The sequence below is a fragment of the Peterkaempfera griseoplana genome (genome assembly GCF_001418575.1).
GTDB classification, from domain to species: Bacteria; Actinomycetota; Actinomycetes; order Streptomycetales; family Streptomycetaceae; genus Peterkaempfera; species Peterkaempfera griseoplana.
On sequence record NZ_LIQR01000094.1, the window covers coordinates 1 to 23,720 of the forward strand.

At 69.7% G+C, this 23,720-nt stretch carries 18 protein-coding genes and 5 pseudogenes; 10 read left to right on the forward strand and 13 right to left on the reverse strand.

The window, feature by feature from the left end:
* Window positions 1–119: 119 nt before the first annotated feature.
* Window positions 120–317, forward strand: a pseudogene (locus tag AOK09_RS41790) (ATP-binding cassette domain-containing protein); the annotation flags it as partial.
* A gap of 44 nt (window positions 318–361) precedes the next feature.
* Here the strand turns inward: AOK09_RS41790 and AOK09_RS40725 are convergent.
* Together AOK09_RS40725 and AOK09_RS07660 are read right to left on the reverse strand one after the other, a co-directional pair.
* A complete protein-coding gene (locus tag AOK09_RS40725) occupies window positions 362–535 on the reverse strand; it encodes a hypothetical protein (RefSeq protein ID WP_169797000.1) in 174 nt (57 codons plus the stop codon).
* Window positions 536–819: 284 nt separating this feature from the next.
* The gene (locus AOK09_RS07660) at window positions 820–2,109 is read right to left on the reverse strand and encodes an MFS transporter (protein WP_055586360.1); all 1,290 of its coding nucleotides are present in this window, start codon (window positions 2,107–2,109) and stop codon (window positions 820–822) included.
* 435 nt (window positions 2,110–2,544) lie between these two features.
* Between AOK09_RS07660 and AOK09_RS07665 the strand changes: the two genes are divergently transcribed.
* Window positions 2,545–3,486 (forward strand): helix-turn-helix domain-containing protein, encoded by a 942-nt coding sequence (locus AOK09_RS07665; protein WP_055586361.1) that lies wholly within the window; start codon window positions 2,545–2,547, stop codon window positions 3,484–3,486.
* Window positions 3,487–3,779: 293 nt separating this feature from the next.
* Here the strand turns inward: AOK09_RS07665 and AOK09_RS07670 are convergent, their stop codons facing one another.
* The gene (locus tag AOK09_RS07670; RefSeq protein WP_055586362.1) at window positions 3,780–4,682 is read right to left on the reverse strand and encodes a LysR family transcriptional regulator; all 903 of its coding nucleotides are present in this window, start codon (window positions 4,680–4,682) and stop codon (window positions 3,780–3,782) included.
* Between the two features lie 166 nt (window positions 4,683–4,848).
* Between AOK09_RS07670 and AOK09_RS07675 the strand changes: the two genes are divergently transcribed.
* The 6 genes from AOK09_RS07675 to AOK09_RS07695 all read left to right on the forward strand — a co-directional run bounded on the left by AOK09_RS07675 (window position 4,849) and on the right by AOK09_RS07695 (window position 11,508).
* A complete protein-coding gene (locus tag AOK09_RS07675; RefSeq protein WP_055586363.1) occupies window positions 4,849–5,598 on the forward strand; it encodes a GNAT family N-acetyltransferase in 750 nt (249 codons plus the stop codon).
* A 368-nt stretch (window positions 5,599–5,966) separates the two neighbouring features.
* Window positions 5,967–6,251, forward strand: coding sequence for an integrase core domain-containing protein (locus AOK09_RS43590; RefSeq protein WP_079062835.1), 285 nt, complete (start codon window positions 5,967–5,969; stop codon window positions 6,249–6,251).
* 351 nt (window positions 6,252–6,602) lie between these two features.
* A complete protein-coding gene (locus AOK09_RS07680) occupies window positions 6,603–7,652 on the forward strand; it encodes an NAD(P)-dependent alcohol dehydrogenase (protein WP_055586364.1) in 1,050 nt (349 codons plus the stop codon).
* Between the two features lie 66 nt (window positions 7,653–7,718).
* Window positions 7,719–9,566 (forward strand): glycoside hydrolase family 15 protein, encoded by a 1,848-nt coding sequence (locus AOK09_RS07685; protein WP_055586365.1) that lies wholly within the window; start codon window positions 7,719–7,721, stop codon window positions 9,564–9,566.
* A complete protein-coding gene (locus tag AOK09_RS07690) occupies window positions 9,563–10,984 on the forward strand; it encodes a glucose-6-phosphate dehydrogenase (RefSeq protein ID WP_055586366.1) in 1,422 nt (473 codons plus the stop codon). Before AOK09_RS07685 ends, AOK09_RS07690 begins: the two co-directional genes overlap by 4 nt.
* Window positions 10,981–11,508, forward strand: coding sequence for a gluconokinase (locus tag AOK09_RS07695; RefSeq protein ID WP_063795876.1), 528 nt, complete (start codon window positions 10,981–10,983; stop codon window positions 11,506–11,508). The genes AOK09_RS07690 and AOK09_RS07695 overlap by 4 nt, the downstream gene beginning before the upstream one ends.
* 398 nt (window positions 11,509–11,906) lie before the next feature.
* On the opposite strand, the pseudogene AOK09_RS07700 reads toward AOK09_RS07695, so the two are convergent.
* The 4 genes and pseudogenes from AOK09_RS07700 to AOK09_RS07715 form a co-directional block, all read right to left on the reverse strand.
* A pseudogene (locus AOK09_RS07700) lies at window positions 11,907–12,380 on the reverse strand (transposase); the annotation flags it as partial.
* Window positions 12,368–13,744 (reverse strand): annotated as a pseudogene (locus AOK09_RS07705) (IS1380 family transposase); the annotation flags it as partial. The pseudogenes AOK09_RS07700 and AOK09_RS07705, both read right to left, overlap by 13 nt.
* Window positions 13,745–14,131: 387 nt before the next feature.
* Window positions 14,132–14,506 (reverse strand): annotated as a pseudogene (locus AOK09_RS07710) (transposase); the annotation flags it as partial.
* A 275-nt stretch (window positions 14,507–14,781) separates the two neighbouring features.
* Window positions 14,782–15,273, reverse strand: coding sequence for a GNAT family N-acetyltransferase (locus AOK09_RS07715; RefSeq protein WP_055586368.1), 492 nt, complete (start codon window positions 15,271–15,273; stop codon window positions 14,782–14,784).
* A gap of 99 nt (window positions 15,274–15,372) precedes the next feature.
* Between AOK09_RS07715 and AOK09_RS07720 the strand changes: the two genes are divergently transcribed.
* The gene (locus AOK09_RS07720; RefSeq protein ID WP_055586369.1) at window positions 15,373–16,293 is read left to right on the forward strand and encodes a LysR family transcriptional regulator; all 921 of its coding nucleotides are present in this window, start codon (window positions 15,373–15,375) and stop codon (window positions 16,291–16,293) included.
* A 586-nt stretch (window positions 16,294–16,879) separates the two neighbouring features.
* On the opposite strand, the gene AOK09_RS07725 is transcribed toward AOK09_RS07720, so the two are convergent.
* Window positions 16,880–17,767, reverse strand: coding sequence for a LysR family transcriptional regulator (locus AOK09_RS07725; protein WP_055586370.1), 888 nt, complete (start codon window positions 17,765–17,767; stop codon window positions 16,880–16,882).
* Window positions 17,768–17,844: 77 nt separating this feature from the next.
* Between AOK09_RS07725 and AOK09_RS07730 the strand changes: the two genes are divergently transcribed.
* On the forward strand, window positions 17,845–18,564 hold the full coding sequence (locus AOK09_RS07730; RefSeq protein WP_055586371.1) for a CTP synthase C-terminal region-related (seleno)protein: 720 nt from the start codon (window positions 17,845–17,847) through the stop codon (window positions 18,562–18,564).
* A 389-nt stretch (window positions 18,565–18,953) separates the two neighbouring features.
* On the opposite strand, the gene AOK09_RS07735 is transcribed toward AOK09_RS07730, so the two are convergent.
* The 5 genes and pseudogenes from AOK09_RS07735 to AOK09_RS07755 form a co-directional block, all read right to left on the reverse strand.
* Complete coding sequence (locus tag AOK09_RS07735) at window positions 18,954–19,382, reverse strand: ester cyclase (RefSeq protein WP_055586372.1); 429 nt, start codon at window positions 19,380–19,382, stop codon at window positions 18,954–18,956.
* Between the two features lie 700 nt (window positions 19,383–20,082).
* Window positions 20,083–20,706, reverse strand: a pseudogene (locus AOK09_RS37425) (transposase); the annotation flags it as partial.
* Between the two features lie 224 nt (window positions 20,707–20,930).
* Complete coding sequence (locus tag AOK09_RS07745; RefSeq protein WP_055586374.1) at window positions 20,931–21,578, reverse strand: M15 family metallopeptidase; 648 nt, start codon at window positions 21,576–21,578, stop codon at window positions 20,931–20,933.
* A gap of 41 nt (window positions 21,579–21,619) precedes the next feature.
* Window positions 21,620–22,843, reverse strand: coding sequence for a methyltransferase domain-containing protein (locus AOK09_RS07750; RefSeq protein WP_063795877.1), 1,224 nt, complete (start codon window positions 22,841–22,843; stop codon window positions 21,620–21,622).
* A gap of 122 nt (window positions 22,844–22,965) precedes the next feature.
* The coding region (locus tag AOK09_RS07755) for an NUDIX hydrolase (RefSeq protein ID WP_157875824.1) at window positions 22,966–23,720 on the reverse strand (755 nt) is incomplete at its 5' end.

The following is a 23,720-nucleotide window of genomic DNA, read 5'->3' on the forward strand; positions in this document are numbered from 1 at the left end:
GTGTGGGAGGGGGCGGGGTGGTGGAGAGGTGGGTGCTGAGGGCGTCGCCGGCTTGCTCGATGGCGCGCTTGCTGGGGTGGAGGTATCGCTGGGTGGTGGTGATCTGGCCGTGGCTGGCGATGCGTTGTAGGACGTGCAAGAGCACCCTGGTCAAGCTGCTCGCCGGACTGCACCTGCCCGACACGGGCCGGATCGAATGGGACGGGGTCGACCTCGCCGACGCCGACCGGCAGCAGGTCTTCGAACAGATCAGCCTGCTCAACCAGGAATTCGAGCGGTGGCCCTTCACCGCAGCCACGAACATCGGCATCGGCCAGCCCGGGCGCAGCCCCGATGCCGCAGACCTCGACCAGGCCGCCTCCTACGCGGGAGCCGACTCCATCATCTCCACCCTGCCCGACGGCATGGGCACCCTGCTGGCCCGGCAGTTCCGCCGATGGGTGACCAGGACGACGCTCTGCTCGCCGCCCGCCATGGTGTTGGCGCTCTTTGAATTTCCCCACCCAGTACTCAGCGGGTCACCAGACCTGCTCACCCTGATTCCCCATCCGTGTGTGCTGGGCCGTGCCGCTGCAACTTATCTGTGTGTGACATTCAGTCCGTGCCGTCGGCCGCGCTGCCCTCGGAGAGGACGCGATGGACGCCGGCGACCGAGAGGGCTGCCCCTTGTTCTTGCTCGAGGTGATGACAAACTGCGCCCGTATCGCCCGATACGCGAACGAGGTTCACCCCCGAACTGCGTGAGGCGGGGCGGCGCGGCGAGGTCGTGCTCGTGGGCCTGGAGCGGCTGTACGGGGCGAGTGGAGCCGATTGATGGGATCAGCCGCGGGGCAGGAAGAGGCGGGAGAGGGCCGCGGTGGCGAGGAGGAGGGCGGCGACGGCGAGGAGACCGATGTGCATGCCCGGGAGGGAGAAGCCGCCGGGGCCGGAGAGCAGGCTGCCGAAGAGGGCGACGGCAAGCGCACCGCCGGTCTGGCGAAAGGAGTTGAGCAACCCAGACGCGGTCCCCGCGCGCTCCTGCGGGACGGCGTCCATCAGCAGCGCGGTCAGCGCGGGCACCGCGAGCGCCCCGCCGACGCTCAGCGGCAGCAGCAGGACCAGCACCAGCCACACCGGGGTGTGCGCGGCCAGCGGCAGCATGGCCAGCATCGCTGCTGTGAAGACCAGCTGCCCGGCGACGATCACCGGCCGCCGCCCGATCCGCTCGGCCAGTCGCGGCGAGACCAGGTTGGTTGCCGTCACCACCGCCGACATCGGGACGAACATCAGCCCGGCCGCGATCCCCGACATGCCGCGCAGCTGCTGGTAGTACAGCCCCAGTAGGAAGATCCCGCCGTAGAAGGCGGCGTTGACGGCGAAACCGATGGCGAGCGGCACGGCCACCCGGCGGTCCGTCAGCATGCCCAACGGGACCATGGGCTGGCGGTGCTGGGCCTCCACCACGCGGAAGGCGTACCCGGAGGCGAGGGCGAGCGCGGCGGCGGCCAGCACGGGGCCGCTGGTCCAGCCCAGGTGACCCCCCTCGATCACCGCGAAGGCCAGCCCGGCCAGGGCCAGAACGGTGGTGAGCTGGCCGCCTCCGTCCAGCGCGGCGGGCCGACGCGGGGAGTGCGGCACCCGTACCAGCAGGCCCAGGATCACCGCGCCCACCGGGAGGTTGAGCAGGAACACCGCCCGCCAGCCGGCCGAGTCGGTGAGCAGCCCGCCCAGCACAGGACCCGCGGCCATCGCCACCGAGCCGCCGACTGTCCACAGCGCGATCGCGCGGGCACGCGCCCGGGCGTCCTTGTAAGCCTGCCGGATCAGCGCCAGCGAGGCCGGCATCACGACCGCGGCGGCGGCGCCCTGCGCCACGCGCGCGCCGACCAGCACGCCGATGCCGGGCGCGAGCGCGCAGCCAAGGGAGGCGAGGGTGAACAGGGCGACGCCCCAGGCATAGGCGCGTCGGGCGCCGATGCGGTCGGCGAGGGCGCCCGCGGAGAGCATCAGGGCCGCGAACATCATGGTGTACGCGTCAACCACCCACTGCAGCCCGGACATCCCGCCGCTGAGGGAGTCCCGGATCGCAGGAAGCGCGATGTTCACGGCCGAGACGTCGATGGTGATCACTGTGAAGCCGAGAAGCGAAGCGACCAGCGCGACGCCGCTCCGCCGCGGCGCGGCGGGGGCCTCGGCAGGCGGCGCAGTTGGTTGGGCTCGATCCGGCTGCCGTCGCCGCAGTTCGGGCATCGATGGGGCGGAGTCTTGCCCAGGGGCGGAGGCGATGGAGGGAGACGGGCGTCGGGACGGGATGACCGGCATGGTGACCTTCTGGACAAGTACAGGTGACGGCTCATCAGAGATGACCGGGCGGGCGGTCGCAGCCCGCCGGGGCCGCGGTCCGGTGTCTCGCACCCCCTGGACCCCGGCGGCCGGGCCGCCCGCTCCGGAATCAACTCTCGGCCCGCGCGCGGCCGCCCGGCAGACCGCGCTGTGCCCGGGGTGCGGCGTTCCAGGCCCTGACACGGCCCCCCACGCTCCTTGACCGCCTGCGACAATGGCCGAATGGCAGCAGCGGATACGAGAGGCACCGAGCTCGGCCGATACCTGAAGGCCCGCAGGGCGCAGGTACGGCCGGAGGATGTCGGCTTCCCGGCCGGCGGGGGCCTGCGCCGCACTCCCGGACTGCGCCGGGAGGAACTGGCCGCGCTGGCCGGAGTGAGCGTCGACTACTACATCCGCCTGGAACGCGGCCGGGAGACCAACCCCTCCCCCGCAGTCGTGGACGCCCTCGGCCGCGCCCTGCGGCTGCGCGGCGACGGCTACGAACGCCTGCACGAGCTCGCGGAGCTGGCCTCCGGCCGGCCCTCCGAACTACCAGCCAGCCCGGACCACACCGTCCGCGACTCGGTAGTGCGGATGCTGGAGTCGGTGCGCCCGCTGCCCGCCTATGTGGTGAGCCGCTACAACCGCGTACTCGCCGCGAACCAGCCCGGCCGACGACTGATGCCCGGGCTCTGGGATTGGCCGGAGGACCAGCGCAACCTGACCCGCTATGTGTTCCTCCACCCAGTAGGCCGGACACTCTACGAGCCGTGGGAGGAGACGGTCGCGCTCTCGGTGGCGCATCTGCGCGCGGTCGCCGGGGCCGACCCGGACGACCCCGAACTGACGACGCTCGTCGGCGAACTGGTACTGAAGTCACCGCAATTCGCACGGCTCTGGGAACAGTACGACGTGTGCGAGCGCGGTGGCGGGCAGAAGTCCTTCCGGCATCCGAAGGTCGGATCGATGACCCTGACCTACGAGGTCATGCGAGTGGCCCGGACGGGCGGCCAGCGGATGGTGGTCTACCAGGCAGCCCCCGGCACCCCTGACGAGGAGGCCATGCTCCGCCTGGACTCCGCGGACACCCGACCGGAGTCGGCGCTCTCGGACCATCCGGAGCCAGCCGCCGAGCCATGCCCCACCAGCGTGCGCTCCCCGGCCCACGCCTCCGCCAGCTGAGCCCGGCTGGCCATCCTCGCCCCTTCGGGCACCTTGGCCCCGGTCGATGACGGAGGCGGAGTCCACCCTCCTTTGTTGAGCAAGCAACCAAGTGAGGAACGTGAGCAGCCCTGGGGATTAAAGCCTCATCAATGGCGCGGATCCGGTCGAAGGAGGCGATCTCGGCAGCCGGGTCCAGGGCTGAGGTGGGCTCGTCCGCGATGACCAGGCGGGCGCGGCGAAAAGCGTCGCCGCTGGGTGGTGGAGCGGACCTTGGCTGCGGGCGAGTCCGATCTTCTGCCATTGAGGTTTTCTCAACGAATACGCAGGAGGTCAAGTACAGCGTCAATCGGCGGTCTGGCGCCGAGCGAGGGGTGGGTCATGGCGTAGACGGCCCGGGTGAGCTCCGTGTTGGCAACCGGCCGCAGGACGACGTCGGAGCTTGGGCCGTGGGCGTGTGCCACGAGCTGCGGCACCAGAGCCACCCCGAGTCCGTGGGCCACCATTCGGAGAACGAGCTGGTAGTCGTCGACCGCGTGCGTGATCCGGGGTGGGAAGCCAGCGATCGCGCAGGCGCGTTGGACCAGGGCGGCGCTGCCGTCCTCTCGTGAGCCGACGATCCAGGGCGCGTCGGTCAGGTTACACAGGTCCACTGGGCGTCCATCCCTATCCGCCGCGCAGGCGTGGTCGGCTGGAAGAGCGAGGAGAACTGGCTCGATGGCCAGCGGATGGACATCGAGTTCGGCCGGGGGCGGGGCGGGCGTGAGGTTGTAGCTGTAGCAGACGGCTACTTCGCAGCGCCGCGCGCGGAGCGCGGAGAGGGCCTCGGGCGGCTCCAGCTCGTGGAGCGAGACCTGCAGGTCGGGATGCCGTTCGCGAGCAGCGACCAGGGCAGGGACCACATGCACCGCAGCGAAGGTCGAGAAGCATGCAACATCGATCGGTCCGCGTGGGGTGCCCCCAGCTCGCAGATCGCGCTCCGCGGTTTCCAATGCGCCGAGCACGATACGAGCGTGCGCCACCAAACGCAGCCCCTCGTGTGTGAGACGGACCCGGCGCCCGACCCGCTCCAGCAGCTGCACCCCAGCTTCACGTTCCAGCACTGCGAGTTGCTGGGACACCGCAGAGGAGGTGTAGCCGCAGGCGGCGGCGACCGCCGTCATGGTCCCGCGGTCGGCAAGCTCCCGGAGCAGAAGCAGCCGCACCGGATCCAACATCAAGTGCTCCTAACAGGTCAGTGAAGCAATGCGTGGTGGACCTTAGTGATCCTTTCACGCCATCCTGCCGGTGCCCCGTCGGCGCGGGCACCAGGGCACAGGACACGCCTCAGCACCGCTCACGCCGCCCGGGCGATGAATGCCCAGAACCGAACAGGAGAGCACGTTGATCGACACATGGCTGATCGAGCGGTATGCGGCGCACGCATGGCCGGCTGCCGAGGCTCTGGAGGAGGACGGTTGGCTTCTGCGGCACACGCCGGACGTGCCGCGCCGCCGGTCGAACTCCGCCCTGCCGCTGGTGAGGGAAGAAGGCCTGTTGACGGCCCTATCTCGGGTGGAGAACTTCTATGCCGCCCGGGGGATGCCGGTCGCCATCCAGGTAGCTCCGGCGGAAGAGCACGCCGCGCTGGACACGCTGCTCGCCGCGCGAGGATACCGACGGGACGCGGCGACCCTGGTGTGCGTCGCACCGGCCGCAACCGTGATCACCGGTTCCCGCCCCGCGGTGCCGTTGGAGGTGACGGTCGCGGAGCACCCGACCCGCCAGTGGCTGGACGCCTACGTCACCCTCGACGGCCACAAGAACAGTCAGGAGGCCGCAGACCAGGTCCTCGCACGTATTTCCGGCCCCGCCGCCTACCTCAGCGTCGAACACGGCAACCGGGTGGCCGGCATCGGACTCATCGTGGCCTCCCCGGACTGTGCTGGGGTCTTCTGCATGGCTACGCACCCCGCGCACCGGCGGCAGGGTATCGCCACCGCGATTCTGCACGTCGGTGCCCGTTGGGCTGCAGCACGCGGTGCCGACGAGCTGTACCTGCAAGTCATGGACGAGAACCACGTCGCGCGTCAGCTGTATGACCGCGTCGGATTCCGCGTCTCGCACACCTACCACTACCGGCTCAAGCCCTGAGTTGGTCCCTGCCTCCGCGCCCAAGGCCCCGGCTTTCGGACGGCACTCACAAAATCGGCTGACTCTTTTGGAAAGGCACAGGCGTTGGTGAACTACCGCGCCGGGATCGATGTCCCTCGCCACGTCGTGGAATACCTGGCGCGTTTGCTGGCCGCGCACCGGCGCTGCATCCGCACCCCCAGGGGATCGCGGGCGCTGAGCCCATTTCGGCAGGCCGTGCTGGTGCGGCGCTGGTTCCGTGAGCGCGGCTGCGTGCACTGCCTGGCCCGCGACGCGGGCGTGTCCCAGGCCACCGGCTACCGCTACCTCCACGAGGGCATCGACATCCTCGTCGACCAGGCCCCTGACCTGCACGAGGTCCCGGACCGCTGCCGACGCGAGGGCATGACACACGTGATCTTGGACGGCACGCTGATCGAGTCCGACCGTGTCGCCGGCCTGCCGGCTCCTGCCTTGACGGCGCGGCAGCGGAGTCGTTCTTCGCCACGCTCAAGAGCGAGATCGGCCGCGGCAGCTGGCCCGACCGCGCCACCGCCCGACGCGACATCCAAAATTGGATCAGGGACTACAACGAGCGCAGGATCCACTCGGCCACTGGCTTCCAGACCCCGATGGCGACACGAACCGCTTGGCAAGATCGAATGGCCGCATAGCCGCAGGGGTTGAAAACCGTGTCGAGTCCAGAAGGCTCTCTCACCCTTGTGGCCCACAGCGTCCTCCGCCCTTGCGTGCGCGAAAACCCGACGGTAGCAGGGCTCTCTTCGCTGCCGGGGGCAGGTGGCGCGGGCGCGCGGGCCTGTTCAGCAGGATGACCGCGGCGCCGTCCGGCACGGGTGAAACCGTCCGCCCGGCGCCGGTCGCGGGCCACGGTGCGGCCGGGTCGCGGGCCGGCTTCGACGCTGCGACAGTGGCGGAAGCGAACGGCGCAGGCCGGATGCCGGAGCCGAGCCGGCCGGCACGCCGTTGTCGCGGACAACGGATGAGCCGGCAGGAAGGTCAGGCGGATGAAGGCGTTCGTGATGAAGGAGATCGGCCGGGTGGGTTTCATGGACAAGCCCGTTCCCGAGCCGAGTCCGGGCGATGCCGTGGTCAAGACGACCAGGGCGCTGATCTGCACATCCGACTCCCACACCGTTCAAGGTGGTATCGGCCCGAGAAAGAACCTGACGTTGGGCCATGAAGCGGTGGGGATCGTGCACGCCGTGGGCAGCGAGGTGAAGGACTTCCGGCCCGGCGACCGGGTGCTGGTCGGTGCCATCACCCCCGACTGGGGTGATCTGGCCTCCCAGAACGGTTTCCCGTCGCAGTCGGGCGAAGCGCTCGGGGGATTCCAGTTCGCCAACCGCAAGGACGGGGTGTTCGCCGACTATTTCCACGTCAACGACGCCGACGCCAATCTCGCCCGTATCCCCGATTCCCTCAGCGACGAGGCGGCGGTCTACTGCGCCGACATGCTGTCCACGGGATTCATGGGGGCGGAGAAGGGCAACATCCCGATCGGCGGGACCGTGGCCGTCCTCGCGCAGGGGCCGGTGGGTCTGATGGCCACGGCGGGGGCCAGGCTCCGCGGCGCCGGCCGGGTCATCGGGGTCGAGTCGGTCGCCGGCCGGCAGAAACTGGCGCGGGAGTACGGCGCCGACGAGATCGTGGACTTCAGCAGCGAGGACGTCGTCGAGCGGATTCAGGAGCTGACCGGCGGCCAGGGGGTCGACACCGCCATCGAGGCCCTGGGCGCCGACATCACCTTCCAGACCGCTGTGAAGATCACCAAGCCCGGCGGGACGATCTCCAACGTCGGCTACTTCGGCGAGGGCGAGTTCATCCGGATTCCCCGTGTCGAATGGGGTGTCGGTATGGCGGACAAGACGATCGCAACCGGGCTCTGCCCCGGAGGCAGGCTCCGCATGGAACGGCTGCTGCGGGTGCTGGAGGCGAAGCGGCTCGATCCCACGCACATGACCACCCACACGTTCGCCTTCGACGAGATGGAGCGGGCCTTCGAGGTCTCGGACAAGAAACTCGAAGACGTCGTGAAGGTGCTGATCACGTTCTAGGCGCTGTCCCTCCGGACCCGGGCCGTGGGCCGGACGGCAGTTCCGGCGCTGCGGAAGCGAGGAGCCATGCACGATCCCGATCCCCCGTTCCGCCCGGTCGGAAGGCGGGAGGGCTACCTGCCGCTGGAGGACCTCGGCCTCATCGGGGACGGTTCGACGGCCGCGCTGGTCGGCCTGGACGGCTCGATCCCGTGGATGTGCCTGCCCCGGTTCGACTCCGAGCCCCTGTTCTGCGGCCTGCTCGACCACGCGCGCGGCGGGCACTTCACCGTCGCGCCGGAAGAGGTGGTGGAGGCGCGGCAGCGCTACGAGCCCGACACCGGTGTGCTGACGACCGAGTTGCGCAGTGCCACCGGGCTTGTGCGGGTCACCGACGCGTTGGCCGTGCGGCGCGGCGCCGACCTCACCGACGACGCTCCCGTCGGCCGGCACGAACTCGTCAGGTCGGCCGTGGTCCTGTCCGGGCACGTCCGCCTCCAGGTGGACCTGGAACCCCGCGGCGGCGCCACGGTGCAGGGGCTGTTCAGCGGCCTGGAATTGCGCTCCGCGCGCCGGCCGGACCTGCGCCTGCACCTGCGCTCCAACCGGCCGCTGACCGGCCTGCACACCACCCACGACCTCGAACAGGGCGAACACCTCGACCTCGTGCTGTCCTGGGGCCGCTTCCATCGCCACCACCGGTTCCAGGCAGACGCCATGCTGGCGGACACCGCCGACGCGTGGCGGCGCTGGATGAGGCACTTCGACTACTCCGGCCCCCAGGAGGCGCTGGTCCGGCGCTCCGCCATCACCTTGAAGCTGTGCGACGACTGGGCCAACGGCGCCGTGGTCGCGGCGCCCACATCCTCCCTGCCCGCGCCGATCGGGGGGATCCGCAACTGGGACTACCGCTACGCCTGGATCCGCGACGCCGCCTACGCCGTGTTCGCCCTGCGGCGCATCGGTTTCACCGGTGAGGCCGACGCCTTCCTCGGCTGGGTCCTCGACGCCGTGGAGCAGAGCCGCAGCCCCCTGATCATGTACAACCTCGACGGCGGCGCCGTACCCGACGAGATCGAGGACACCGAACTGGAGGGGTACCGCCGCTCCGCCCCGGTGCGGTGGGGCAACGGTGCGGCCGACCAGCGCCAGCACGACCTCTACGGCGAGATCCTCGACTGCGCCGACCAGTGGCTGCGCACCGACCAAGGGCTGGGCAGGGACGAGCAGGTGCCTGCCGCGCTGTGGGCGGGCCTGGCGGGGCTCGCCGACACCGCGCAGCAGGCGTGGCGCCAGCCGGACCAGGGGATCTGGGAGGTGCGCAGTCCGGGGCGGGTGTTCACCTACTCGGCCGGAATGTGCCAGGTGGCCCTGGACCGCGCCGCGTCCATCGGTGAGCGGCTCGGGCTGCCCGGACCCACCTCGGCCTGGCGTGCCTCGGCCGACCAGCTGCGCCGGCTCATCCTGGAGCAGTCCTGGGACGAGGACGCGCAGACGCTGAGCGCGCACCTGGACGGCGGCGGAGCGCTGGACGCGAGCCTGCTCGCGCTCCCGCTGCGCCACGTGGTGCCGGCCGACCACCCGCGGATGGTCGCGACCACCACGGCTGTCGCCGAGCGCCTGTCGGCCGGTGACGGCCTGCTCTACCGCTACTTGCACCAGGACTCGCCCGACGGCCTGCCCGGAGACGAGGGCGCCTTCGTGCTGTGCAGCTTCTGGCTGGCCGACAACTTGACCGCTCAGGGCTGCATCGACGAGGCCGAGAAGGTGTACGCCTCGCTGTGCGCCCGTACGAGCACGCTGGGGCTGCTGCCGGAGCAGATCGACCCCACCTCTGGAGAGTTCATGGGCAACTTCCCCCAGGCGTTCAGCCACATCGGGATCATCGCCAGTGGAGTGAACCTCGCCCGGGCCAGGGCAGGTGCTCGGGCGTGATCAGACGACTCGCTGTCTTCGGAGCGACGGGCGACCTCACCGCCCGCTACCTCCTCCCGGCCCTGGCCGCCCTGCGGGCCGCGGGGCACCTCGGCGACGACTTCGAGCTGACGGGCGCGAGCCGGGAGGACTGGGACACCGACCGCTTCCGCGAGTGGTGCGCCGATCAGCTCGACCGCCACGGCGACTCCTGCCCCGCCGATGCGCGCAGGGCCGTCGCGGCCTCGGCCCGCTACCGCAAGGCCGACGTCACCAGTGCCGCGGACGTTGCTGCGGTCCTCACAGGCGACGACCCGATCGCGGTGTATCTCGCCCTTCCCCCTGGTCTCTTCCCGCACATGGTCACAGCCCTGCACGAGACAGGCCTGCCGCCGGGCAGCCGGATCGTGCTGGAGAAGCCGTTCGGCGAGGACCTGGCGAGTGCGCGGGAACTCAACCGGCTGCTCGTCGGTCTCGTGCCGGAGCAGGCGGTCTTCCGGGTCGACCACTTCCTCGCCATGACGACCGTTCAGAACGTCCTCGGAAGCCGACTCGCCAACCGCGTGCTGGAGCCCATCTGGAACAGCACCCATATCGAGGAAGTGGAGATCGTCTGGGACGAGACTCTCGCCCTGGAAGGCCGGGCCGGCTACTACGACGGCACCGGCGCGCTGAAGGACATGGTGCAGAACCACCTGCTGCAACTGCTGTGCCTCGTCGCCATGGAACCGCCGATCACCCTGGGCGAGCGGGACCTGCGCAACCGGAAGGTCGACGTGCTGCGGTCGGTACGGCCCCTGACCGACCACGACGTCGTGCACCGCACGCGCCGCGCACGCTACCTGTCCGGCCGGATCGGCGACCACGCCATTCCTTCCTACGCCGACGAGGAGGGCGTGCATCCCGACCGGCGCACGGAGACCTTCGCCGAGGTCGAACTGGAACTGGACAGCTGGCGCTGGTCCGGCACGACGTTCCGGCTGCGCAGCGGCAAGGCGCTCGGGCAGGCCCGCAAGGAGGTCGCGGTGCGCTTCCGCCCAGTGCCCCACCTGCCCTTCGGCAACGAGGGCGAGGCCCTGCCCAATGTGCTGCGCTTCGAACTGGAGCCGGAGGGGATGACCCTCGACATGACGGGCACCGGCGCACGCGCCCAGGTCCTCGCCCGGCTCTCGCTGACCGCACGGATGGAACCGCCCGACCTGCCCGCCTACGGCCAGCTCCTGCTGAACGTCATGACGGGCGATCCGGCCCTGTCCATCCGCGGCGACGAGGCCGAGGAGGCATGGCGGGTCCTGACCCCCGTCCTGAGCGCATGGGAGAAGAACCTCGTCCCCCTGGAGGAGTACCCGGCCGGATCTGACGGGCCGCCTGCCCGGCGGCGCCGGACTGCGCAAGGGGGGAACAGCGACCTGCTTCATCCCGGGAGCGCTGTCGGATGACAGGCCGCACTGAACAGCGATCCCCGTGCGTCGTGGTCACAGGCGTCGAAGGGGCCGGCAAATCCACGGTGGGCCGCCTGCTGGCGGAGCGGCTGGGCGTCCCCTTCGCGGACGGCGACGACTTCCACCTCCCGGCCGCCATCGCCAAGATGTCGGCCGGCCAGCCGCTCGACGACGCCGACCGGATGCCCTGGCTGGAGTCCATCGGCCGCTGGCTGCACGAGCGCGACGTGGCGGGCACCGGTGCCGTGGTCGCCTGCTCCGCACTCCGCCGGCGCTACCGGGGCGTCCTGCGAGCGGCCTGCCCGGGCGCCTTCTTCCTCCACCTGACGGCCGACCGAAAGCTGCTCGCGCAGCGGCTCGGCCTGCGCACCGGCCACTTCATGCCGACCTCGCTCCTCGACTCGCAGCTCGCCACGCTCGAACCCCTGGAACCGGAGGAGCGGGGAGCCGAACTCGACGCGGCCCCCAGCCCCGACCGGATCGCCGACCTGGCCGTGGGCCTGCTGGAACAAGCGCTCTAGGTTGACGGCCCGCGGAGCGTCAGCCTTGGCAGGGGTGCCGGGTCTCAGCCGGCCAGGACGTGGCGGTGCGGCGGGCGGCCCGGGTGCCGAGGGCGAGGACAAGCGGCTCGACCCGGGGCTGACCGCTGCCGTGCCCCGTCCCCGTCCCCGCACCCGGGCGGACACCGCCGACCGATCGAGTACGGGACACCATGAAGGGCTTCGCTGATCTCACCGACCCCCGGATGAACGAGGCCGTGTGGCCGGTCGCTCGACCCGGCGGCCCTCGGTTTCAAGGTGCTGTCTTGGCCGAATGACGGCCGGTGGGTGCGGTCAGGCGTCGCTGGTGTCGGTCGGTGTCGCCTCGCCGAGCATGGCGCGGGTCAGCACGTTGCCGGACATGCCCCACTAGTGCCGCATCAGGCAACGTTTGCCCTGTTGACCATTTCGCGTAGGCGCTCGTCCTGAGCGTGCTTGTTTCGCCAGATGATGTAGCGGCGGATCACGCTGCCCTGTTCCTTGTGGCTGGCGTGGTCGGTGCCGTCGAGGGTGAAGTAACGCAGGGCGGTGAATTGGGCCTCGATGCGGTTGAGCCAGGAGGAGTTGGTCGGGGTGTAGGCGATCTCGACGTTATTGGCCTCGGCCCAGTCGGCGACTCTGCGGCAGCGCTTGGTGGTCAGGTGCGGGGAGTAGTTGTCGCAGACGATGGCGATGCGCACGTCGGCCGGGTGGAGGCTGCGCAGGTAGCGGCAGAACTCCAGGAACTTCGAGCGGTTCTTGGTCTTCTTGATGTGGCCGTAGAGCTGATCCTTGCCCAGGTCGTAGGCGGCGAACAGGTGCCTGACCCCGTGGGGTCGGGTGTAGGTCGCCCGCCGCCTCGGCCTGGGCTCCCGCATCTGGCTTGTAGGCGGTCGAACGCGCTGATGATCAGGTGGGTCCAGGGCCAGTGCCGGGCGAGGCGGAGGCAGAGGAGGCGGCCGGTCGTGGCGAGCTGTCCGGCGGCGGAGAACAGCCGCAGCCGGAGCCGCTTGGGTTCCCAGCGGCGGGCCTCGCCGGTCAGGGCGAGCATCGGCATCCAGGCCAGCAGGTCCAGGGCGATCTGGACAATCTCCAGCCAGATCCGGTTCTGCGCGGCGCGATGCAGTGGGAGGTTGCGCAGGCCGGTGCCGCGGGCGGCGCGGATACGATCCTCCGCCCGGGCGCGCTGGCGGTGCCGCAGTTCCAGCTGGGCGATCGGTGTGCCGGTGGTGTTGGTGGCGAAGCAGGTCAGGCGCATCCCGTCGGCGTCGGTGAAGCGCAACTGGGCTCCGGGGTGCGGCCGTTCCTGGCGCACGATCAGCCGCATGCCCTTCGGCCAGCCCTTGAGGACGTCACCTGCCAGCTCGGCGACCCAAGCGCCGTCGCGAACCTCGCCGCCGGGCTCGACCGCCGGTGTCCAGGCCGAGGCCGGCACCAGGAGCACGGCCTGGTGGATGGCCTCGGTGATGGTCATGCCCACCGAGTACGACAGCCAGCGTCCGCGGGCGGCGAGCCAGTTCACGAACTCGTGGGTGCCGCCGCCGGAGTCGGTGCGTACCAGCGTCCGCCGTCCGCGGCGGTACTTCGTCGGCAGTTGGGCCAGCGCGAGCCGTGCGGCGGCAATGTGGTCGCTGGCGGTGTTGCTGCCCGCGTTCCCCGGCCGCAGCAGGCCCGCCACCGGCTCGCCGGACCCGGCGGATCCGTGGTCGACGAACGCGAACAGCGGATGATGCCCGAACGTCTTCTTCCAGGTCGCAGCCGCGTCCTCCTTCTCGGAGTGCGCGAGTACCAGCACACCGTCGATGTCCACGACCACCTCGCCACCGCGGTCGGGGGCCGCCGTTTCGGCCAGTCGCCAGACGCGCTCGCGGACCTCGGCCCGCGCCCGCCGGATCGCCGCCAGGGCTCGCGGGCCGGCAGCAGCAAGCGTGTCGATCAGGCGGGAGACGGTTGGGTCGGACGCGACCGGGCCGAAGACGGCAGGCTCGGCCCGCAGCACGCCCACGTCTGCGAGGCAGTCCCCGCCCAATGCGGTCGCCAGCGCCAGGTCCAGCAGGATCTTGCCCGGGTCGTGCACGGTCCTCGGCTTGCGCCAGGGCGCCAGTGCCGCCGCCAGCGCCGCGTCCAGCCCGGCCCGGCGGGCCGTCTCCACCATCAGCACCGCACCGGCCTGCGCGACCACGCCCCGGCCATCGCCCTGGACGCGGACAGGCGGGTACGACCCGCTACCCTTCTTCACCTGGAGAGTGCTTCTTTCCTGCGACGACATGGACCTTCGACAAGCCCAATCGTCCCAGGTCAGAGGCACTCTTCTATTTTCGGGGCAGCCTTCAGACGCCCGCCTCGTGAAAGCGCGAGGCTAGCGCCGGCGCGGACAGCGGCTCCTGGTCGGGAAAGACGAGGACCTGGTCGCCCACCTGCCAAGAGAAGGGAAGCTCCTGGTCTCCGAGTCGGATGTCGAAGTCGAGGACGTCGTCAATGTCAGACGTCGCTGCCGCTCATCCAGCTGCGGCAGCAGCCGGGCGAGCACCTCCCCGAGCGCTGTCGCCGTCTCATCCGTCACACCCTGATCCTATGGCCGAACCAGGCCACCAGATCGCGGAGTTATCAATCGTCAGCCCCCTCTTGAACGCCCGGCTACCTCGCCGCCTCCAGGAGCCTTGGTGATGGAGCCGTCTACGGCGATCTGATCGAGGACGAGACCGACGATCCGGTCGTAGGACTCCAGCGCGATCTGCTTGAGCCGGGCGAAGACGCCGAGTCGTATCCGCTCGTCGCGGCGGCTGCGGATCGTGGTGGCCGAGCACGTCGTGTCGGCGATCGCCTCGCAAGAACAGCCGAAGCGCAGCAGTTGCAGCATCTTTTCAAAGATGATCCGGTCGCTGATACGTCGGCGGTGGCAGCCCAGCGGGTGGGCCGGGTCGTAGGCCGGCCGCGCCGGCAGCAGAGTCGCGAATTGGTCCCAGAGCGGTTCGGTCAGCCATAAGGGAAGCGTAGGCATGAGTCTCCTGATGATCACAGAGCGCCGCAACTCCGTGATCACCGATCATGGCTTATGGGTGGATCAGTAGTCGCTCTGGAGGGGTGGGCCGGTGGCGTCGGGCCATCGGGGCAGTGCCAGCTGAAGCCGTCCCACTCGATCACAATGAGCATGACGTTTGGAAGAGGAGTTCCCCAGGCCAAGGTCTCGCGGCCACTGCGCGACGGGGTGCCATGGGCCGGTCCGGGCACGTGGGGGACCTCTACCGCGGCCGCTCAGAGCTCCGGGCCGGGGCGTCACCTCAGTTCCATGAGGATGTCGGCGCGGGCGTAATAGTCGACCACGGGGAGACGGCTGCGGGTGATCCTGACGAACCCGGCTTCCTCGTACAGGTGGATGGCGGGAGCCAGCTTGCTGTTCGTGCCGAGGAACAGTCGGGCCGCACCAAGTGCCTGGGCACGGTCGATCGCTGCGGCTACGAGTTGGCGGCCGACGCCGCGTCCCTGCGCGGCGGGGGCCACGGCCATCTTCGCCAGCTCAAACACGGCGTCCGGATAAGCCAAAAGCGCGACGCAACCGACAGCAGCGCCGCTGCCCCGCTCGCGCGCCAGGAGCGCATCACCGCCCGGGCCCACGATGCGGCTGAACGGATCCCCGAGAACCGCCCGGTCCTCTTCCTGCAGGGTGAACAGGCGAGAGATCCACTCCTCGTTCAACGCGCGGAACGCGTCGGCATCACATTGCGAGGCGATCGAGGAGACCACGGTGGGAGCAGAGGTGTGCGGCATGAGACGGGTTTCCCTTCGGGCGTAGTTCCCCGCCAGCCTCCGCTCCCCCATACCCATATGTCCAATACAAGCAGTAGCCCATATCAATAAGCTTGAACTATGGATCAGCGAATCGAGCTCCGCCACCTGCGGTACTTTCTGGCTGTGGCCGAGGAACTCCACTTCGGCCGTGCCGCCCAGCGGCTGAACATCGCTCAGCCCGCCCTGTCCCAGCAGATCAGGCAGCTCGAGAAGATCGTCGACGTTGAGCTGTTCCGGCGGACCTCTCGAAGCGTCCGCCTCACAGACGCAGGAGCGACGTTTCAGCCACGGGCGAGGGACCTTCTGGGCCGCCTGGCGGCCGACCTCGACGAGGCCGGCCGTGTCGGACGCGGCGAGGCCGGTCGCCTGGATGTCGCCTTCATCACCTCCGCGACCGCGATCGTCAGCGAACGGATCCGTGAATTCTCCCGCTGCCGCCCAGACGTCCAGGTCAAACTGCACGACGGCTTCACCGTCGATGTCCTGGCGGCTCTGGAGCGGGGCACGGCCGACATCGGGATCGTGCGGGATGCTGATGAGCGAGACGACATTGACCTTTCCCCGCTGACAGCGGAACGATTTGTGGCCGTCGTCCCCACAGACCACCCAGCCGCAAGGGCTGATCATGTGGAAGCATCAGCGCTGGCCACTGACCCGCTGATCCTGTTCCCGCGTTCAGCGGGAGCCCAGGCGTTCGACGTGAACACACAGCTGTTGCGTGACGCCGGCATCGACGTCCAGGTCGTGCAAGAGTGCTCGAACTGGCACACCATCATCATGTTCGTCGCCGCCGGCCTTGGCGTCACCATCGCCCCCTACAGTGTCACGACATTGCTCCCCGCAGGTGCCCAGCGTCTTGAACTCGACGGGCCTCCCACAATGAGCCGGATCTTCATGGCCACCCGCCGAGGAGACAACCGTCCCCTCGTACAAGCCTTCATCGCAGCATCCGAGTCCGTGACAGGCCGTGGCCACAACCGGACGGTGAGAACACAATGACCTGCCGAGCGAGCGCCTCGAAGTACAAGGAGCGTTTGCAAGCCTACTGTGCGTAACCTTATCCGCCGTGTCTGAAGCACCCGCCGCTGGTACAACAGCCCAAGCCGACGACCCAGAAACCGTGCCTATCCGCGCAGCCTCTAACCTCCGCGTTTCACTTGCGGTGGCGTCCGGATCCTGAGCGGTAACGCGAGAGTGCCTTCTGAGCTGGGATGATGAGGCTTGTCTAGGGCTTCCGTCACCACAGCAGGAAGGCACTTTCCGCGTGCACACCACCGGGTCGCACCCCAAGCTCGTCGTCTCGTCGCCTCCACCTCCGGATCGCCGCCAGCTGGCCCTGGCGGCATGAGCTGACCCACGCATTCGCCTGCCTCGCGGCCCTACCAAGGCCAGCCACCTGATCAGCGGCGCTGCCTCTGCTCACCCACGACCCGAGGAACCCTGGAGCACCCGGCCGAGCGCCTGGCCCCAGCCATGCCCACCCGCCGACAGCCACAGCCCGCCACAGTCAGCCCAGCTCAGCCAACCCAACTGAAACGGGGAGGCTAAGGCGGGTCGGACATGGCGCGTGCCGACTCCGCTGCCATCACTGCGCGGCCCGCAAGGTGTCGACGAGTTCGGCGGCCGGGGTGGTGGGTGTGCGGGGGTGAAGGAGCTCGGTGCGGTGCACGATGCGCGGCTCGATGATCGGTACGGCCGCGATGCCGAGAAGATCTCCGGCTGCGGGCAGGGCGGCAGTGGTGAGGCCGGCTCCCGCGGCGACCAGGACGGACAGACCACGGATGTCGGTTCCGGTGTAGGTGAGCTGGTGGCCGAAGCCATCGGACTGGGCAGCGGCCCGGAGCTGGCCCAGGGGTACGGCGGCGTCGGGTGCGTCGATCCAGCGGGCGACGGCAAGGTCGGCCAGCCGTAGCGCCGGACGGCCGGCGAGCGGGTGGGTAGCGGGCAGTAGCACTGCGAGAGGTTCCTCGCTGACGGGAAAGGCGGTCAGGGGCCCGGCGTCGGGCAGTGGCAGCGGATCGCTGGGTGCCACCGCGCCGTCGACCAGAGCCAGGTCCGCTGCACCCGTCAGCACCGCCTGGACCGCTTCGGTGCGGCCGCACACCTGCACCGAGGCCTTGAGCTGTGGGGCTGCAGTGCGGGCGCGTACCAGCGCGAGCGTGGTGGCGGGCGTCAGCGCGCCTGGTGTGCAGGCCACCGCGAGTCGCCCCCGGCGCACCTTCCGCAGTCGCGCGACGTCGGCCCGCGCCGCGTCCAGGCGCAGCAGTAGCGGCCGGGCGTGTTCCAGTAGCCGCTCGCCCGCTTGGGTCGGCGCTACCGGGCGGCGGGTAAGCAGCGGCGCCTCCAGATCGGTCTCAAGGCTCGCGATGTGCTGCGAGACCGCGGACTGGGTGTAGCCGAGGGCTTGGGCGGCGGCGGAGAAGGAGCAGTGGTCGACCACGGCGACAAAAGTACGGAGCTGCTGCGGATCCATGAGTATCAGTATTGCTGATACTCGATGCAGGGATCATCGTTGGACGTGATGCTGGGGGGCGCCTGAGGATGAACGGCATGACACACACCGCCCGCGTCGCCTTGGTCGGCGACCGCTCGCCTCACGTCCGTTCCCACACCCGCATCCCGGGCCTGCTCGACGCGCTGCGCGAGCGTGACGGCCTGGATCTGGACGCGTACTGGATCCCTACGCAGGACATTGCGGACAACATGACCCTGGCCGGGTTCGATGCGATCTGGGTGCTGCCCGGCAGCCCTTACCGCAGCGAGGTCGGCGCGCTAGCGGCCATCCGCACCGCCCGCGAGAACCACATACCCCTGCTCGGCACCTGCGCCGGCTTCCAGCATGTCCTGCTCGAATACGCCCGCAACGTGGCCGGGCTGGCAACGGCTGGCCATGCGGAGAACGCGCCCGACACGTCGGCGGCCGACGCTGTGGTGGTGCCGCTTGCGTGCTCCCTGGTCGGTCACGAGGGCGCGATCGAGGTGACCGCAGGCTCCCTCGCCGAAGCGCTCATCGGTGCTGAGCAATCCGTCGAGCGCTACCATTGCAACTTCGGCGCCAGCCCGCACCATGTGGAGCTGCTGCGCACCCACGGGCTGCAGTTCACCGGCACCGACACCGACGGCGAGGTTCGGATCGCCGAGCTGCCGGAGCACCCGTTCTTCCTCGCCACCCTCTTCCAGCCGGAACTCGCCGGTGACGGCGCCCGGCCGCACCCTTTCGTCCGCGGCCTCGCGGCGGCAGCCGTTGCTCAGGCGAAAGCGGCGGCGTGACCGGCGTCAAGCGCCTGTTGAGCGTCTACCTGCGCCTGTGCACGGTGCCCGACGCTCACGGTGCCAGCCCGCTGGCCTCCACCCGCGACGCGGGGTTCCCCAGGCTGCTGGCCAGCACACCCCAGACACCTGTCAGCCACGACGCTCAGTTCCGCCGACTACGGTGCTCATCCGCCAAATGAAGCGCTCAGTCACAGGCAGGGGCCCCGAACCGCGCGCCGGTTCGGGGCCCCTCCCACATGCCGTCGCCGGGTCAGCCGGCAGCGGCCTTCTTCTCGGCGAGCGCCTTCTTGGCCTGCTGGTAGTCCTCGTACGTCACGGCGTTCAGCGCCTCGATCCGGGCGAGCGTCTCCACGAGTAATTGTCAATATCTGTGGATCGAGTCTGTATCAGTGCTCAGCAGCAGCTCGCTCCAGCTGGGCAGTGATTCCTTGCCGGTCAATCTGGATCCAGTACTCGATAATCAGGCCGTCCTCGACGCGGTAGACCGCGCTGGCCATCTCCGTGAGCTGTGCACCAGTAGGCAGGTAGTGGTCGATCGGTCCAACGTGTCTTCCGATCTGGGTCCAGCGGGCGTAGACCCGATCGTCTTCAGCGATGAGCTCGTCCACAGTCAGTGTGAAGTCGCCGTATGTTTCGAGCATCTCCTGGACGTGTTCGGTGTACTGCTGAGGTGTGCGCTCCACGACAACCGGTGCCTCAGCGGCGACCTGATGGGCTTGGACCCGGCTGGCCATGAAGCGATCGGCTCGGTCCGGGTGCAGCCCCGATCGCACCTGCAGAAGGAACTGGCGGACGGTGTCTTTCGCGTTGGTCATCCGGGAAGTCTGGCATGCCACTCATGCTGCGTGATTCTTGACATGCTCGACGAGGACGCCGTTCTCAAACGGGTGCAGATCTTCTGAGGGTGCCATGAGCCCTGGTTGACCTGCACTGTCGTAGTTTGGTGCGCGATAGCCCCTGCTGCGCGGTCGAAATCTGCGCTGGTCGGCGAAGTCTGTAGCCGTTGATCGGCTTTTCCGGCGCGGAGGTGCGCACCACGTGGACTTCCGTGACTAGGCACCAATGGCAAACCCGCTGATCACAGGATTCAGAAGATCTGCACCTTTCGGCGAATCGGTCCCTTCGCCGTCAGGACCGGCTGACCAGATCGGTATCGGCGGGCTGGGTCAAGAGTGCGTCGCATCTGGCCTGTCGGCCTTGATCAGGTCGAGCAGGCCGGGGAACCGGGAGTCCAATTCCTCCTTGCGCAGGACGACCTCGCGGCGGTTTCCCCTGTTCACGCTGGATACAAGACCGCAGTCGCGCAGCACGTTGAAGTGGTGGGACAGCGTGGACTTCGCCACTGGCAGGTTGAACGACCAACAGGTCCGCACCGTCCCTGCAGGCTCGTTGAGCAAGTCGCTGATCACTTGGCGGCGGGACGCGTCGGATAGCGCGGCAAAGATCCGGCCGAGGTCCATCGTGCTCGGCGAAGTGTGCCACGGCTGTCCCGGACAGTCCCACGGGAAGTGTACTGGCGCTCAGCTCTTTGGTGCCGTCCAGCCGGACGCCGAGCAGGACCAGGACGCATGAGTGGGCCTGGCCGAGTCGGACCGTCGGGTGCACGCCGTCGGCCCAGACGTAGACGAAGTCGCGATCGGACAAATCACGGTCCTGAAAGGCGGTGTGGTCGTCGCTCCACTGCTTGGTCAGCCGGGTGACCGTGGCAGGCGACAGGCCGGCGGTGCCGCCGAGGAACTGCTCCAGGGCGGGCACGAAGTCCCCCGATGACAGTCCGTGCAGGTAGAGCAGCGGCAGCACCTCGGAGATCTTGGGCGACTTGCGGCACCACGGAGCAAGGATCTTCGAGGAGAACCGCTTGCGCTCGCCGGTCGTGTCGTCGACGCGGCGGTCGTTCACCCGCGGGGCCTTGACCTCGACCGGACCGGCGGCGGTGACCACGGTGCGGGGCCGGTGGTGGCCGTTGCGGACCACCAGGCGGTGCCCGCGCTCGTCGGTCTCCGCTGCCAACTCGGCTATGTACTGGTTGACTTCGGCTTCCAGGGCGGCGGCGAGCATGCGACGGGCGCCTTCTCGGACGACCTCGTCGATCAGGGAGCCGGACTGGGTCGAGCCGTCGTCGGTGACTACGCTGAGCACGGGCGTGCCTTCCCGACCCGCGCTGCAACGCGGGCCTACTCGGAGACCTTCAAAGGATCATCGGGAAGGTACGCCCTCCGCGTCCCTCCCCGCACCGATCCACAAGTCCTGAGCATTGCTCGCTGGGCTGTTCGGCGTTCCCTGCTGAAGAGAGTCGGCGAGGCGGGCGGGCTGCTCCGGCTTCCGGCATGCGTTGCGGGAGGCAGCCGACGGGACGGATGAGGTCAGGGAAGGTCGCGTGGTCCGTACAGGGCGGTGGGCTGGTTGGTCATCAGTGCCCAGTAACGGTCGCCGTGGCTCCAGTGCCACCACTCCGTGCCGTAGTTGACGAGCCCGGCGGTGTTCAGGGCGGTGGCCAGGGTGGTTCTGTTGCTGCGGGCTTGTGGGCTGATCGAGTCGGCGTCGGTGTAGCAGGCGCAGTTGCTTTCCTCGGGGTCCGCGTTGACGCGGGTGCCCATGTCCAGTTCGGTGCCGTCGGCGTCGACGAGGGTGAGGTCGACGGCGGCGCCGGCGCTGTGGGGGGCGATCTCGGGAGGGGAGACGTACCGGCTGGCGGCTGCGCGGATCCGGTCCTGCGGCCAGGTGGGGTTGGCTGTGCGCAGTTCGTCCGAGTAGTGGTTGAAGTAGCGCCGTTGCAGGATGGGCGGCCGGTAGCCCTCGACGAAGAGCAGACGGAGTCCGTCGGGCAGCAGCGACTGGGCGTGAAGGAGCCGGTCGAGGACTCCCTGGCGCACATGGGCGTAGGCGCCGGTTGGGTCGGCTCTGCGGTTGTCGATCAGCAGGGCTCCATGGACGTCGACGAGCGGCTCAGCGCAGTCCGCGACGGGGATGGCGCCGACGCGCGGGTCGGACATGAGGACGATGTTCGTCATCTGCGTCTCCCGTTCCGTGAGGTTGCTTGTGGAGGGACATCTCAGGCGGGTGAGGGCACGTCCGCAGAGGGATGGGTGCCGCGGGACTGGTGCTTGGACGGGCTCATCGTGCGGATGGAACGGGAGGGGAGCCGCCAGGACAGGCCGCCGGACGGGGCGGCCACCGTCTGTACGCCGCCTGGCCCGATGGACAGCCGGTAGGTGGAGGGCTCGCCGGCCGCGCGCCATCGTGCGGCAACGTCCTGGATCTCGGTCCAGATGTCGCGGCGGCCGGAGGCGGTCACCGTCCAGCGCCGGTGCCCATCCGGTGTCACCCGCAGCCACGAGCCGCATACCGGCGCGCCGATCACCAGGGCGTCAGCGGTGAAGTCGCGTACCAGCCCTCCGCGGAGATGGTCGACTGCCAGCCACAGACCTCGCTCGGTGTCACCCGGCGGGGCCACCTGACTCGTCCGTGTCCGGGCATCCGCCCCGGCAGCGATCCGGCCGCGGAAGTCCCGGTCGAGGAAGATCCGTGCCACGCCGTGGCCGGCGCGGTGCGCGAACTCCACGGCCCGCAACTCGCCCTCGACCCGACCGTCCGGTCCACGGCTGATCACGGCCAGCCCAGGCCAGGACGGGGATGCGGTGGTGAGGTGCATCAGCAGCCGGCCTCCGGTAGCCAACTGGTCGACCAGCGCCTGCGGAACGCGCGGCGCGGCGTACGACACGAAGATCCGGTCGTACGGGCCCGCGTCCGGCCATCCGTGCTCGCCGTCGCCCTGCACGACGGTCGGCCGGTAGCCGAGATCGGCGAGCCGGGCCCGGGCGGCGTCCGCGACATGGGAGTCCCGGTCCAAGGTGACCATCCCTGAGTCCCCACACGCGTGGCAGGCCACCGCGGCCGTCACTCCGGCCCCCGTGCCGACGTCCAGTACCCGATGCCCCGGCCGCAGGTCCAGTTGCTGCAGCAGGGCCGCGGTCAGACTCATCACCGTCGACATCGACGTCATCACCCCGCCCGACCGGGACCCGGCCGTGCGCCCGAGGATCCGCTCGCCGTCGTGCTGGATCAGCACGCTGCTCTCCCCGTACACCACACCGAGCAACTCCTCGCGCTCCTGCGGAACTGCCCAGTCCAGCAGGTCCCACCGCGGCGGCACCTCGCCCGGGACGCCGCGCCGCACATAGGCCTGTGGCATGAGGACCTCGCGGGGCAGCGCCAGCAGCGCGTCGCGTACGCGCCCTGGGTGCAGGACGCCGGACTGCTCAAGCCGTGCGACCATGGCGGACCGCGCGGCGACCGGATCCGGTCCTGGGCCTGTCGGACTTGCCTCCGGCGGTACCCCGTTCGGGCCGCGGTCTCGCTCGGTGATCTCGGAACGGCGTGCTGGCTCGGGCACCAAGGTCAGACCTCCTCGATGCGGACGGCGTCGGCCGCCGCTTCGACGGGTGCGTGGTCGCGGAGTGGGGGGCGTGGGCCGGGGGTCGTGGGCGGCCGTTCCGGTTGGCGGTCGGTCAGGTGGATGGTGGTGCCTGCCGCGCGGGCCTGGAGCGCGGCGTCCACGCGGTCGGCGAGTCGCTGTGGCAGCTGCTTTTGGGCTTCGGTGCGGGTGAGCCAGAGGCCTTCGCGGATCTCCGCGGGGTCGAGGACCAGCTCTGCCGCTTGCTGCGGGGTGAGCGGGTCGGGAGCGAAGACGTAGCAGGTCAGTGCCGGCCCGTACGTGGTGCCTGCGCCGGAGGAGGTGTCCACGGCCAGGACCCGGCCCACGGGGGTGCGCAGGCCGAGTTCCCCGCGCAGTCCCCGGGCGGCGCCCTCGGCGGGCGACTCGCCGGCCTCGACCATGCCGCCGGGCAGTTCGAGGTGGTCATTGCAGGTCGGCTCCAGGACCAGGATCCGGCCGTCGGTGTCGGTGACCACCACGGTCGCGGCCGTCATCGGTGCCGGCAGCTGGGTGTAGTAGTTCCGCTTGTCGGTCGGTGCGGGGCGGCCTGCGGTCAGTACGGCGGTGTGGGGACCGCAGGCGGCGTCCAGGGCGGCTTGCAGGCGCAGGGCGGTCGCCTCGGGGAGCATGGTGAGGGCTTCCTCGGGTGGGAAGTATCCGGCGGCGCGCAGCTCGTCGTCCTGGAGGCGCAGGGTGGCGGGGTCGATGGGCCGATGGG

Coding starts and splice junctions, on each gene's coding strand:
- AOK09_RS07665 (WP_055586361.1), top strand. CDS start 2,545: ATGGCAGCAGCGGATACGAGAGGCACCGAGCTCGGCCGATACCTGAAG.
- AOK09_RS07670 (WP_055586362.1), bottom strand. CDS start 4,682: ATGTTGGATCCGGTGCGGCTGCTTCTGCTCCGGGAGCTTGCCGACCGC.
- AOK09_RS07680 (WP_055586364.1), top strand. CDS start 6,603: ATGAAGGCGTTCGTGATGAAGGAGATCGGCCGGGTGGGTTTCATGGAC.
- AOK09_RS07685 (WP_055586365.1), top strand. CDS start 7,719: ATGCACGATCCCGATCCCCCGTTCCGCCCGGTCGGAAGGCGGGAGGGC.
- AOK09_RS07695 (WP_063795876.1), top strand. CDS start 10,981: ATGACAGGCCGCACTGAACAGCGATCCCCGTGCGTCGTGGTCACAGGC.
- AOK09_RS07715 (WP_055586368.1), bottom strand. CDS start 15,273: ATGCCGCACACCTCTGCTCCCACCGTGGTCTCCTCGATCGCCTCGCAA.
- AOK09_RS07720 (WP_055586369.1), top strand. CDS start 15,373: ATGGATCAGCGAATCGAGCTCCGCCACCTGCGGTACTTTCTGGCTGTG.
- AOK09_RS07725 (WP_055586370.1), bottom strand. CDS start 17,767: ATGGATCCGCAGCAGCTCCGTACTTTTGTCGCCGTGGTCGACCACTGC.
- AOK09_RS07730 (WP_055586371.1), top strand. CDS start 17,845: ATGACACACACCGCCCGCGTCGCCTTGGTCGGCGACCGCTCGCCTCAC.
- AOK09_RS07735 (WP_055586372.1), bottom strand. CDS start 19,382: ATGACCAACGCGAAAGACACCGTCCGCCAGTTCCTTCTGCAGGTGCGA.
- AOK09_RS07745 (WP_055586374.1), bottom strand. CDS start 21,578: ATGACGAACATCGTCCTCATGTCCGACCCGCGCGTCGGCGCCATCCCC.
- AOK09_RS07750 (WP_063795877.1), bottom strand. CDS start 22,843: ATGGTCGCACGGCTTGAGCAGTCCGGCGTCCTGCACCCAGGGCGCGTA.